10 protein-coding genes are annotated in these 12801 nt (G+C 32.1%); all 10 read right to left on the bottom strand.

Annotation, left to right across the window (positions count from 1 at the left end):
• Positions 1 to 8: 8 nt before the first annotated feature.
• Positions 9 to 2021: a heavy metal translocating P-type ATPase gene (locus tag QLS97_RS10155; RefSeq protein ID WP_282716420.1), complete on the bottom strand. Its 2013-nt coding sequence runs from the start codon at positions 2019 to 2021 to the stop codon at positions 9 to 11.
• 208 nt (positions 2022 to 2229) lie between these two features.
• Complete coding sequence (locus tag QLS97_RS10150; RefSeq protein WP_282716418.1) at positions 2230 to 2850, bottom strand: phosphatase PAP2 family protein; 621 nt, start codon at positions 2848 to 2850, stop codon at positions 2230 to 2232.
• Positions 2851 to 2995: 145 nt separating this feature from the next.
• The gene (locus tag QLS97_RS10145; protein WP_282716416.1) at positions 2996 to 5992 is read right to left on the bottom strand and encodes a serine hydrolase domain-containing protein; all 2997 of its coding nucleotides are present in this window, start codon (positions 5990 to 5992) and stop codon (positions 2996 to 2998) included.
• 13 nt (positions 5993 to 6005) lie between these two features.
• Complete coding sequence (locus QLS97_RS10140) at positions 6006 to 6488, bottom strand: ABC transporter ATPase (RefSeq protein WP_131915911.1); 483 nt, start codon at positions 6486 to 6488, stop codon at positions 6006 to 6008.
• 39 nt (positions 6489 to 6527) lie between these two features.
• A complete protein-coding gene (locus QLS97_RS10135; RefSeq protein WP_282716413.1) occupies positions 6528 to 7136 on the bottom strand; it encodes a hypothetical protein in 609 nt (202 codons plus the stop codon).
• A gap of 2 nt (positions 7137 to 7138) precedes the next feature.
• Positions 7139 to 7930: a (Fe-S)-binding protein gene (locus QLS97_RS10130; RefSeq protein WP_196853250.1), complete on the bottom strand. Its 792-nt coding sequence runs from the start codon at positions 7928 to 7930 to the stop codon at positions 7139 to 7141.
• 95 nt (positions 7931 to 8025) lie between these two features.
• On the bottom strand, positions 8026 to 9357 hold the full coding sequence (locus QLS97_RS10125; protein ID WP_282716412.1) for a 4Fe-4S dicluster domain-containing protein: 1332 nt from the start codon (positions 9355 to 9357) through the stop codon (positions 8026 to 8028).
• Positions 9358 to 9362: 5 nt separating this feature from the next.
• Positions 9363 to 10328, bottom strand: a complete 966-nt coding sequence (locus QLS97_RS10120; protein WP_282716411.1) for an MlaD family protein — start codon at positions 10326 to 10328, stop codon at positions 9363 to 9365.
• Positions 10329 to 10378: 50 nt separating this feature from the next.
• Entirely contained in the window at positions 10379 to 11548 is a 1170-nt protein-coding gene (locus QLS97_RS10115) for an N-acetylmuramoyl-L-alanine amidase family protein (protein ID WP_345956946.1), read from the bottom strand.
• A 45-nt stretch (positions 11549 to 11593) separates the two neighbouring features.
• Complete coding sequence (locus tag QLS97_RS10110) at positions 11594 to 12763, bottom strand: N-acetylmuramoyl-L-alanine amidase family protein (protein WP_282716409.1); 1170 nt, start codon at positions 12761 to 12763, stop codon at positions 11594 to 11596.
• Positions 12764 to 12801 lie beyond the last annotated feature (38 nt).

Here is a 12801-nt window from a genome sequence, read left to right as displayed (position 1 = left end):
TTTCAAGTCTAAAACTTAATACGTTGTATCCTTACGGCATTTAAAATAGCTAACAAAGCGACGCCAACATCAGCAAAAACAGCTTCCCACATCGTAGCTAGTCCTCCTGCTCCCAGTACCAAAACAATCAATTTAACGGTAAAGGCTAAAAAAATGTTTTGCCAAACGATTTGTTTTGTCTTTTTTCCAATATTAATTGCTGTATAAATCTTTGTAGGTTGATCATTTTGAATGACAACATCGGCAGTTTCAATAGTTGCATCACTTCCTAAACCTCCCATTGCGATTCCAACATTTGCCAAAGCAATTACTGGAGCATCATTTACTCCGTCTCCAACAAATGCAACACTTAAATTTTGCTTCAATAAAGCCTCTAATTTTTCAACTTTATTTTCAGGCAATAAATTTCCAAAAGCCTGATTAATATTCAACTCTTTGGCAACAACAGAAACTATTGATTGATTATCGCCAGAAAGCATAATGGTTCCGACATCTAATTTGTGTAAACTCTGAATTGCCTCTTTTGCATCTTCTTTAACTTCATCAGCAATAATAAAATAACCTGCATATTTTTGATTGACAGCAACAACTATAATTGTAAATGGAATAGTATCTATTTCAGCATCATAAGCGATATTGTAATTTTTCATCAACTTAGCATTTCCCACCAAAATCTCATTTCCATCCACAAATCCTTTCAATCCTAAACCAGCTATTTCCGTTACTTCAGTTACACTTGTATCTTTTTTATACTCTTTGGCAAATTCAATAATTGCTGAACCCACTGGATGTGTAGATTTAGTTTCAATTGCGGCTGTATAGTTGATCAAATCTGCTTCTGAAATCCCAACAGCTACTACTTTTTGAACTTTGAAAACCCCTTTAGTCAATGTTCCTGTTTTATCAAAAACGACTACTTTGACCGATGCTATTATATCCAGAAAAGTAGACCCTTTGAATAAAATTCCGTTTTTACTTGCAGCGCCAATTCCCCCAAAATAACCTAACGGAATAGAAATTACCAATGCGCAAGGACAAGAAATTACCAAGAAAACCAATGCTCTGTACAACCAATCCTTAAAAATATAATTGTCTATAAATACCATTGGTAGCACACAAATTGCTATTGCGAGATAAACCACAATCGGTGTATAAATTTTAGCAAATTTCCGAATAAACAATTCTGTTGGAGCTTTTTTTGCAGTAGCTTCTTGAACCATTTCTAGAATTTTCGATAATTTACTATCCGTAAATGCTGTAGTAACTTCAACCTGAGAAATCGTATTAAGATTAATCATTCCTGCAAGAATTATTTCTCCTTTTGATTTGGTATCAGGTTTACTTTCGCCTGTTAATGCTGCAGTATTGAAAGTGGCGTGATCAGAAAGTAGTTTTCCATCTAATGCTAATTTCTCACCTGGTTTCAATTCGATGATTTCTCCAATAGTTACTTCCGAAGCTTTTTTGGAAACAATATTAACCCCATCAAGAACATTCGCTACATCCGGTCTTTGATCTAGTAATGATTTTATATTCGTTTTTGCTCTTTTTACAGCTAGCATCTGGAATAATTCACCAATGGCATAAAATAGCATTACCGCAACACCTTCGGCATATTGACCAATTCCAAATGCACCTAATGTGGCAATTCCCATTAAAAAAAATTCAGAAAAAACAGCTCCGTTGCAAATGCTTTCATAAGCTTCTTTCAAAACTGGAAAACCTACCGGAATATACGCTAAAACATACCAAACGATTCGAATCCAACCATTAAACCAATATTGAGGAAAGTAATTATCAAATAGTAAAGCAATTAGCAATCCTATAAAACTAATTATGGAAGGTAAAAACATTCTGAAAGTACTTTCGCTTCCGTTAGAATGATTGTGATCTTCCTCATCATGATTTTCTGATTCACTGTGAGAAGTACAACATCCAGCATCTTGGTTTGCTTTATTGGCTTTTTTTTCTTCTAAAGCACAGCAAGATTGTTCATCATCCATATCATGTTTGTGTGTCATTTTAACTAATTTATTTTTAAGAAAAAGAAGATACTAATAATCAAAAGTGCTTCTATTACTGTAAATTTAGTTGAATTTAGTGTTTTATCTTTTGATATAGCACATAAAATTACCGCTAATAATAGCCCGACAATTATTTGTTTCCAATTAAATGATTTAGACTTGAATTCTTTATCCTTTTCAAACGTTAATTACAGTGCTTCAAGCGTTACTTGTCCTTTTTAGAACTTTTTTTATTAATCCATTTATTCACTTTATAGCTAAGATAAGCCGAACCGCTGCCAATAATTGCCCCTGCAAATACATCAGTTGGATAATGAACTCCTAAATGCATTCGAGAATATCCCACTGCGCCTGCCCACACAAAAGACGGTGTAATAACATACCATTTGGGATAAGCCATACTCAGAGATGTTGCTGTTGCAAAAGCTAAAGAAGTATGTCCTGAAGGAAATGATTTCCCTAAAGACGAAGCTGCTTGATCAATATCCGGGTAGGTTTCAAATGGTCTGTCCCTTTTTATAGTATGTTTCAATGCTGTGGTAATAAATGCATTTACTAAGAATACTTCTCCTATAAAAATTGCCTGTTTCTTGATAGTACTATCTTTCTTTATTAAAGCAACCGAATATATAATAATGGGAGTTGCAACACTGATTGGAACAGCACTATTCGTTACTAATTTAAAAGTAGGATCTAAATTCTTATTTCTATTAATATTGATATCACGTAGAATATTTATGTCACTATTTTGAGCATTTACAAAAGTCATGCAAAAAAGCAATACAATTAAATTGATTCTTGTAAAAACGGTATTCTTATTTCTCATTAAGCTCTTTTTATCTCAAATATACTATAATACAAGGTAAAATTTGTAACTAAATACTTCTTATAAAATCATTTTAACAGAAATAGTCCAAATGAAATTACCTATAATTTCATTTGGACTATTTTATTATTCCGTCAAAGTTAGCTTAGTTTATAATCGCTTCATAAATCACCTTTTGGATATCTTCCCGAATATTTTCTTTGGATAATCTATTTTCGCCAGCTATTGGAAAAGTTCTATTGGATAAAAATACATATACAATTTGCGTTTCAGGATCTGCCCAAGCCATTGTTCCTGTATAACCGGTATGACCAAAACTGGTCATCGAAGCACAACCGCACGTAGGTCCTTCAGCACCCAATTGTGGTTTATCAAAACCAACACCTCTCCTATTTCCTGCCGCACAAAAATAACACGTATTAAAATCTTCAAATGTCTTTTCAGAAAAATACTGCTGATTGCCATAATTTCCTTTTTGCAGATAAAGCTCCATTATTTTAGCCACATCCATGGCATTCGAAAAAACACCTGCGTGACCCGAAACTCCGCCTTCTAAAGCTGCTGATAAATCGTTGACATATCCTTGTAAAAGCTGATGACGGAAATACGTATCTGTTTCTGTTGGTGGAATTCTGTTTTTATCAAACTTAGCCAATGGATTAAAACTGGAATTATTCATTCCAAGTGAACGATAAAAATTCTCTTGAATCAAAACATCTAGTGTTTTACCCGTTGTTTTTTCTAAATAATCCTTCAAAATCATAAAAGTAAGATCGCTGTACTTGTATTCTTTTTTCAATGAGAGCTTACTCTTAACAATCATTTTCATAATGGTGTCACTAAAATCATTTCTTATAAAAAGACTGTCTGTCATTCGTTTAGAAAACTGCTCATCGGATGTTTTTCTAAAATAAACTTCCGAAGGAAATTTAGATTTATCCATTGTTGCTTTATAAAATGGAATTCCTGCGGCAAGTCCTGCGTAATGAGACAATAAATCCTTAAAATTAATATTCGCTTTATTGGAATCATTAAAAATGGGAGACATTGTTCCTAATGTAGTTTCCAGATTTATCTTTTGCTGATCGTATAGCAACATTACATTGGGCAACGTAGCCAGAATTTTTGTCAACGAAGCAACATCATAAATATCTGAATCTTGAACTTTAATCGTTTTATCATAGGTATGATGTCCGAATGATTTTTGATAAATAACTTTTCCTTTTCTGGCTACTAAAACCTGAATTCCGGGTGTCATTTTGCCATTAATCGCTTTATTGGCAATGGCATCAATTTTGGATAAAATTTCAGCATTCATTCCCACATTTTCAGGAGTAGTAAATCCCAAACGATTTAACTTTTCAGTTGCTAAACCATCATTTACTTTAAAGCTTGTATTAATAGAAACCGGTAATTTTCCTTTGGCTTCAATAGCTCCAAAAATTAGTTCTGCAGAAACTATTTGTGCAATAGTACTATTTTGATAAGAAACGACTAATCCTTCGAAATCATCAAAATTTGTAATTGGTAATAACGAGTATGGTTTTGCAAAAACATCCAGAATTACATTGTTGTTTTTGGCTAAAAAATTGATTTTAAACAATTCATTAGATTTTAAATCATCGTTTCTAAAAGCTACATCTGATTTGTGATATCCAATAATAACAGTTGTAAATGGTTGCAATTTTACTTGCAAACTGTCCAGATTAGCATCATCAATTACAGTTATTTCAGCGTATTTTTTCAAAGTCAAAACAAAAGCATCATTACTGTCATCTCCTATTTTTACGTAAGCTATTTTTTGTTTGTCCAAGTTTTTAATTGGTAAAACAGCAGCTGTATTTTTTAAAACAGTAATTGCATTTTCATACAACTCATATTGTAAAGCATCATTTTCAGATGCATTTAAATCGTTATATAAATTTTCCGTTACAATCGGTTTGTAACTATTCAAACCTGCTTTGTACTTGAACTTTAGAATTTTCTTTACAGAAAAAGCCAATCGTTCATCAGTAAATAAATTTAGAGAATACGCAAGCTTAAATTTCTCAATAGCAGCGGGAACATCTTCAGGAAATAACAACACATCATTTCCAGCCATAAAAGCTTCAAAATTAATTTCGCTTGGTAATCTAAAGTTACTTACGCTTTTCATATTCAAAGCATCGGTAAAAATAAGCCCTTTAAATCCTAATTCTTTTTGAAGAATATCAGTTACCACATTGTAAGAAATCGAAGAAGGATAATTAGGTCTTGATTCTAAACTGGGAACATTTAAATGCGCCACCATAACAGAAGAAAGTCCTTCATGAAACATTTTTTTATAGGGATAAAACTCAACGTCCGATAATCTTTCTTTAGAAAAATTAATAGTTGGTAAACCTTTATGAGAATCTGTTTCAGTATCGCCATGACCTGGAAAATGCTTTCCGGTAGAAAAAATTCCTTGACTCTGAACACCTTTCATTAAAGCAATGGCGCGTTCAGTAACTTTGAATTTATCTTCGCCAAAAGAGCGAAAACCTATAATGGGATTTCTGGGATTTGTATTGATATCAAGAACTGGAGCAAAGTTAAATTGCAAGCCCAATCGTTTGCTTTGTTTTCCCATTTGAGCACCAACTTTCTCCAATAATTTCATGTCTTGAATGGCTCCAAGTGTCATATTCCAAGGATAACGATAGGTAGAATCCAATCGCATACCCAATCCCCATTCAGCATCACTCCCAATAAACAAAGGGATTTTTGACCTCGATTGAAAGCGGTTGGTTAATTTAGCTTGACGAACGGGACCTCCTTGAAAGAAAATTAATCCGCCTATTTTATTTTCCTGAATCAGTTTATCAATAGCGTTAAAGTGTACAGTATCTTTATTAGAATAAGCGGCAACCATAAATAATTGCCCAAATTTTTCCTCTAAAGTCATAGCATTGTAAACACTATCAACCCATTTATTTCCTTGAGGAGATAATTCAAAAAGTGTGGGGATATTACTCGATTTAATACTGTCCAAATTTTCTATTTTGGACGGAACGTTGGTTATAATTACTTTATTCTTATTAATTTTTGTCCCAACACAACTTGAAGCTACAAAGAAAATTAAGACATAAAATAAAACAATTTTGATGCCTATTTTTCTCATTGAACTATTTTGTTTAAAAAAAGCGACTATGCCAGCTATCGATGGCAGGAACTTCCCAAGATTCATTATATTCTTCTATATTATTAACTAAATTATTGAAAACTATAGTATTTTCAGTAACAGCTTTATCTTTTACCATTTTCTTGAAATCAATCAAAGGCTTGTGCGCAATATGCTCTCCAAGTTTGAAAGTAACATTCATTTTATCCAATAAATCAACCGTATATTTTTGTTCTAAACTTTGAATAAATTCCACGGAAGAATCGATAGAACAACCTGTTGCTGCTTGTACATCCTGATTTACGGCAATAATTATAAATCGGTTGTATTTTAATTGATACGATGATTCTAAACTGGTACCATGCGCAGCCCAACCTTCTAGAAAGGATTGCAAGGCTGTTTCTATTTCAGAAAACTCGGCATCCGAAAATTTTCTGTTTGATTGATAAATCCAGATTTTAGATTCTTCGGGTAAATTTTCAAATGGAACGTACATAATGTTATTTTTTTTTCTAGATTTTAGAGAATTAAAAAGTTACTTTTTTTCTAAATCAGTTATAATTTTAAAATATCTAAATTCTTTATTTTTTGGATCAAAAAGTTCAATTTCAGTATAACTTACTTTTATATTATCTTTTTTATTAATCTCACTATTTGTTATCAAAGAAGCAGTTTCGAAATAATCTAATAAAAGAAAACTAAAATTTCTTCCATTTTTATCTTTTACCTGAAGTGTGATAAACTGCTCTGTTTTAATTTCGGTTACTTCACCTTCAATAAAAGCACTTTCTTTTACTACCTCTGCAGAATCATCTTCATCAATAGATCTTTTGCCCATTTCCAAAATAATTTCGGGGCAACTAACCATCATTTTCATTGCTACTTTTTCTCCTAAGTTTCGCATTCCTTCTTCATCATCAAAACTTATTTTATCTTCAGGTTTAAACTCTGAAAGATGAGAAGAATAACTTTGTATCATGCAGACTCCAACTTGAGTTTGCATTTCCTTTTTATTCATCTTAGAATAATCTATCTTTTTTGCATTTAAACATTCACATGTTTCTTTTCCGATAACATCATAAACATCCTGAGAATATGATAGTGAATTACAAAGTACAATTAGAATAAAAAATAGTTTTTTCATAGTTATAAATCTTGTGCATTAGCAATTAATTCAGCAATATCCATAACTTTTACCTCCCCTTCCTTTTCTTTGTTTTTAATTCCATCAGTCATCATGGTATTGCAAAAAGGACAACCCGCAGCAATAATTTCTGGTTTAGTTTCTAATGCATCTTCGGTTCTTTCAACGTTGACTTCCTTATTTCCAGGTTCAGCATCTTTAAACATCTGGGCACCACCGGCACCACAACATAAACCGTTGGCTTTAGAACGCTTCATTTCTACTAATTCAGCATCCAATTTAAGAATTAAATCTCTTGGCGCTTCATACACATTATTAGCTCTTCCTAAATAGCAAGGATCATGAAAAGTAATTCGTTTTCCTTTGAATTGACCTCCTTCAATAGTTAATCTTCCGTCATCTAACAATGATTTTAGAAACTCCGTATGGTGAACAACTTCATATTTTCCGCCTAATTCAGGATATTCATTTTTTAGTGTATTGAAACAATGTGGACAAGCAGTAACAATTTTTTTTGCTTCGTATGCATTCAAAACCTCGATATTCATCATGGCTTGCATCTGAAACAAAAACTCATTTCCGGCTCTTTTTGCAGGGTCACCGGTACAACTTTCTTCAGTACCCAAAACGGCAAAAGGAACATTGGCACGATTTAAAATTCGAACAAATGCCTTCGTTATTTTCTTTGCTCTATCATCAAAACTTCCAGCACAACCTACCCAAAATAAAACTTCTGGTTGTTTCCCTTGAGCTAACATTTCGGCCATAGTTGGCACTATTAAATTCTCTGACATACTATTTTGTTGATTCGGTTATTTGCTTAATCACAAATTCTTAATTTATAAATCGGTTATTCGTTAAACAAATAACCAATTAAACGATTTAACGTCTACTCGTTTTTCCAATTCAATCGATCTTGCTGATTGTATTGCCATGGCGCACCGTTATTCTCTATATTAGTCATCATGGCATTAATTGGCATTGGCGCAGCACTCTGCTCCATTACTAAATAGCGTCTCATATCCATGATAATTGAAAGCGGACTAATATTTACAGGACATTCCTCTACGCAAGCATTACATGATGTGCAAGCCCAAAGTTCTTCGGGAGTGATATAATCGTTCAATAATGTTTTATTATCTGGAATAAAAATACCTTTATTGGCATCAATATTTCTTCCTACTTCTTCCAATCGATCTCTTGTATCCATCATGATTTTACGTGGAGACAATTTTTTCCCTGTTATATTCGCAGGACAAGATGAAGTACAACGACCACATTCTGTACAGGTATAAGCATTCAATAACTGAACCCAATTTAAATCCTGAACGTCACTGGCACCAAATTTACTTGGAACTGCATTTTCATCCACTGGAGCTGCTGCAAAAGGATCTGCATTAGGATCCATCATTAGTTTTACTTCCTTAGTAACAGATTCTAAATTATCAAATTGTCCTTGAGGATTTAGATTCGCAAAATACGTATTTGGAAATGCTAACAGAATATGTAAATGTTTAGAAAAATAAAGATAGTTCATGAAAATCAGAATACCGGTAATATGCAACCACCAGAATATTTCGGAAAGAAGCATCACTAATTCATTTGACATTCCATTGAATAATGGCTCAATAAATTGGCTTATTGGAAATGAACCTGCTTTAATAAAATGGGAAAAACCTCCAGGCACATGCTGTAAATGCAAATCAGAAGCATTCATCAATAAAAACAATGTCATTAAAACTACCTCAAAATACAAGATATAATTAGCATCGTTTTTAGGTGCTCCGTTCAAATCAGGATTAGCAAATCGCTTTAGTTTGATGATATTTCTTCTTATCCAAAAAGAAGCAACCGCAACTAAAACTAAAAGAGCCAAAATTTCGAAAGAAGCAATCAGTACATCGTAAGTAGTTCCTAAAAAAGCAAAAACACGATGCGTCCCAAAAAGTCCGTCAATAATAATTTCTAATAATTCTATGTTTATAATTACAAAACCTATATAGACAACAATATGCAATACTCCAGCAATAGGTCTTTTCACCATTTTAGATTGACCAAGAGCAATCATGGCCATATTAGTCCATCGTGCTTTGGGATTATCTGAACGATTTACATCGGTTCCAAGATTAATATTTCTTCTAATTTTTTTAACACTGTTGAAAAAATATCCAAAACCAATTACCAATAGAATGGCAAATAAAATATTGTCTAAATAGCTCATAATTGCTAATTTTTTACATTAGGTATAGAATCGTTTACTGGAGCAACATAAGGCTTGTTTTTCTTTCCAAACAAAGAAATATTTACATATCTAGTTGGGTAAAGTCTAACATCTTGCAATAATAACTCTAATTCTTTTGTGGAACTTTTAATGTTTTGGTAGAAAGCTTCATCGTTCAATAGTTTACCCATAGAACCTTTCCCAGATTCCAAACCGCTCATAATACCGTCGACTCTAGATAAAGTTGCATTTAGATTTTTTACCGTTTTGCCTAAATCAGCTTTATTCAAGGAATCAGATATTTTAGAAAAATTTCCGGATATTTTATTAAAATTAGTAACAACTCCATTTATTTGAGTTTTATTAGCATCTAATAAAGTATTAACGCTTAAAGAAACTTTATGAAATTGTTCGATAGTCTTGCTCAATTCCGCCAATGTAAGTTTTAAATCCTGCTGACCTTTTGGGTCCAAAACATTATTCAATCCTGAAATTAATTTTTCAGTACTTCCCAATAATTTTTCTAATTTTTCCTGAAGTGGTGCTAATTGATCTCCAACTTTATCGGTAAGACCTAATTTTACTCCGCCTTGTAATTTTTGACCATCAACAGCTAAGGTTTTATCATCAAAATTAGGAATAATTGCAATTTGTTTTCCTCCGATAAATCCTGGCTCATAAATAGAAGCTGTACTCGATTTAGAAATTGGAAAATCAGTTTTTAATTGTAATTCAACTAATAATACACCTGTGTTTTCATCAATTGTGATGCTGCTGACTTTACCAATAACTAATCCGTTTAGTGTAACAGGCGCAGATGTAGCTAAACCTTCTACACTTTTATATTCTACATAAAATGTTTTGTAATTGGTAAAAAGGTCTCTTCCTTTCAAAAAACTGTAGCCCCAGATAAATAATAAAATAGATGCAATTACTAAAATAGCAGTTTTAATTTCTCGTGTTATTTTCAAAATTTAAGTATTTTTTACAAATTTAATATAAAATATTTGACTTGTTGTAATTATTTAAGCGCTTCTTGAATACTAATATTCTTTCCTTCTTTAATTGCAATTATATACGCTGAAGTATATCCTTTGGATTTCACAACTTTCAAATCCTTTTTTGCAGTATTATAGTCTGATGTTGAGCCATATGCATATTTATATAAAGATCCATTGCTTGTTGTCATCGAAACATTTTTTAATCCTTTAAAATTCGACGGATTCAATTTAATATTTCTATTTCCGGCAGCAAATTGAACTTTAAAAACCACCTCAGAATTTTGTGTTTTTAGATCTTGCTTTTTAGAAACTAGTTTTTCTGTAACTCGTTTAGATGTAGTGCTCTTTGAAGTGTCTTTTCTTTCATTTTCGACTACTTTTTTGGACGGAGGCTCTTCATAATCATCATTAGATTGCGTTCCAAAATATTCTTTCTTATAAGCAATAATAGCTGATGCAATAGCTTCTGCCATATTATTTTGCCCTTCTTCTGAATTTAAATAATGTCCTTCTTCACTATTGGATAAAAAACCCAATTCAATTAATACACTTGGCATATAAGCCGCATCCAAAACCCATAAAGGAGTCTGTTTTATCCCTCTTGATTTTCGATGTAATTTATTTTTAAAATTACTCTCAATTTTTGAAGCTAGATTTATGCTTCGATCTAAATAATCTTCTTGCAGAATTTTTAATCCAATCAACGTTTCAGGATTCTTAGGGTCAAAACCTTTGTAAGTTTGTTTGTAATCTTTCTCCAATAATATTACCGAATTTTCCTGTTTAGCAATTTCTAAATTACCTTTACTTCTTGCTAAACCCATTACAAAAGTTTCTGTACCAAAGGGAACTGGATTATTAACAGAATTGCAATGTATAGAAACAAATAAATTAGCATCGATACTATTTGCTTTTTTAGGTCTATCCTTTAATTCTATAAAAACATCTGATTTTCTGGTATAAACAACTTGAATATTATTGTCTTTTTTTAGGTATTTTTCTAACTTTAAAGTGGTTTTAAGCGCAATCTCTTTTTCAACAAAACCATGATAGGAATTTCCGGGATCTTTACCTCCATGACCTGCATCTAAAATAACTGTGAACTTCTGATTGGATTGAGAAAACGTGTTCCAGCAGAAAAATAGAAATAGAGCTAAAATTGTGGTTTTGAATCCTACAGTTATTTTCAAAATATGTATATTTTTTTACAAATTTAATATAAAAAAGATAAGCTATTATTTAATTACGTCTTGGATATTAACTTTCTCTCCATTTTTAAATGCAATCAAAAATGCGGTATCATATCCTTTTTCTTTTGCCTCGCTTAATTGCTTTTTTGCTTCATCATAATCAGCCGTTTCTCCGTACATATATTTGTAAACCCTGTTTTCATAGGCAACAGAAATGTTTTTAAGTCCATTAAAATTTTTCGGCACTAATTCTAATCTCTTACTAGTGGCTGAAAGTTGCACTTTGAATAAAGGTTTAGCATTATCAATCGTTTTTTTTACTTGAGTTGACTCTTGTGCAGGTTGAGACATCATTTTTGGTTTCGCAGGAGTTACAGTATCTCTTATAGGTTTTTCATTGATTTTTTGCGAAGGCAGCTCTTCAAAAATTTCAGTTTCACCATTACCAAAATATTCTTTTTTATAACTGATAATTGCATCTGCGATAGCTTTAGCTATTTCATTTTGACCATCTTCTGAATTTAATATATTCCCTTCAATAGAATTAGAAATAAATCCCATTTCTATTAATACTCTTGGCATATATGCTTTATGAAGAACCATAAAAGGTGCTTGCTTAACTCCTCCTCCTCTTATTTTTTTTCCTAAATCAGCGAAAGAATCCTCTACTTTACTTGCCAATGAAATACTATTATCTAAATATTCCTCCTGCATCAAGGTCATTCCTATCATAGTCTCCGGAGAATTAGGATCAAATCCTTCATACTTTTGCTTATAATCTTTCTCTAATGTTATTACAGAGTTCTCTTTTTTAGCAGCCTCAAGATTTGATGCAACTTTACTTAAACCCATCACATAAGTCTCAGTACCATCGGCAGCAGTATTTCTATTGGCATTACAATGAATCGAAACAAAAATAGTAGCGTTAAATCTATTGGCAATATTGGCTCTTTCAATTAAATCAATGAACACATCCGTTTTTCGGGTATAGTTGACATCCATTTGTTTCGTAGATTCTAATAACTTTCCAACTTTCAAAACAACTGCCAAAGCAATATTTTTTTCCACACGTCCTTCATAAACAGCACCAAAATCATGTGCTCCATGGCCTGCATCTAATGTCACCTTGAAAACATTGGATTGACTAAAGCTCGATAAAGAAACTATCGTCAAAATAAAAGTTAATATTATTTTTATTTTATATGTAATACGCATAAATCCAAAAGTTAATTTAATTAAAACACTACCGTCAT

Source organism: Flavobacterium yafengii (assembly GCF_030010375.1).
GTDB lineage: Bacteria > Bacteroidota > Bacteroidia > Flavobacteriales > Flavobacteriaceae > Flavobacterium > Flavobacterium yafengii.
The sequence above is the reverse complement of the archived record's forward strand: the minus strand, read 5'-3'. Positions and strand labels throughout refer to the sequence as shown.

Coding starts and splice junctions, on each gene's coding strand:
- QLS97_RS10145 (WP_282716416.1), bottom strand. CDS start 5,992: ATGAGAAAAATAGGCATCAAAATTGTTTTATTTTATGTCTTAATTTTC.
- QLS97_RS10125 (WP_282716412.1), bottom strand. CDS start 9,357: ATGAGCTATTTAGACAATATTTTATTTGCCATTCTATTGGTAATTGGT.
- QLS97_RS10155 (WP_282716420.1), bottom strand. CDS start 2,021: ATGACACACAAACATGATATGGATGATGAACAATCTTGCTGTGCTTTA.
- QLS97_RS10130 (WP_196853250.1), bottom strand. CDS start 7,930: ATGTCAGAGAATTTAATAGTGCCAACTATGGCCGAAATGTTAGCTCAA.
- QLS97_RS10150 (WP_282716418.1), bottom strand. CDS start 2,850: ATGAGAAATAAGAATACCGTTTTTACAAGAATCAATTTAATTGTATTG.
- QLS97_RS10135 (WP_282716413.1), bottom strand. CDS start 7,136: ATGAAAAAACTATTTTTTATTCTAATTGTACTTTGTAATTCACTATCA.
- QLS97_RS10140 (WP_131915911.1), bottom strand. CDS start 6,488: ATGTACGTTCCATTTGAAAATTTACCCGAAGAATCTAAAATCTGGATT.
- QLS97_RS10110 (WP_282716409.1), bottom strand. CDS start 12,763: ATGCGTATTACATATAAAATAAAAATAATATTAACTTTTATTTTGACG.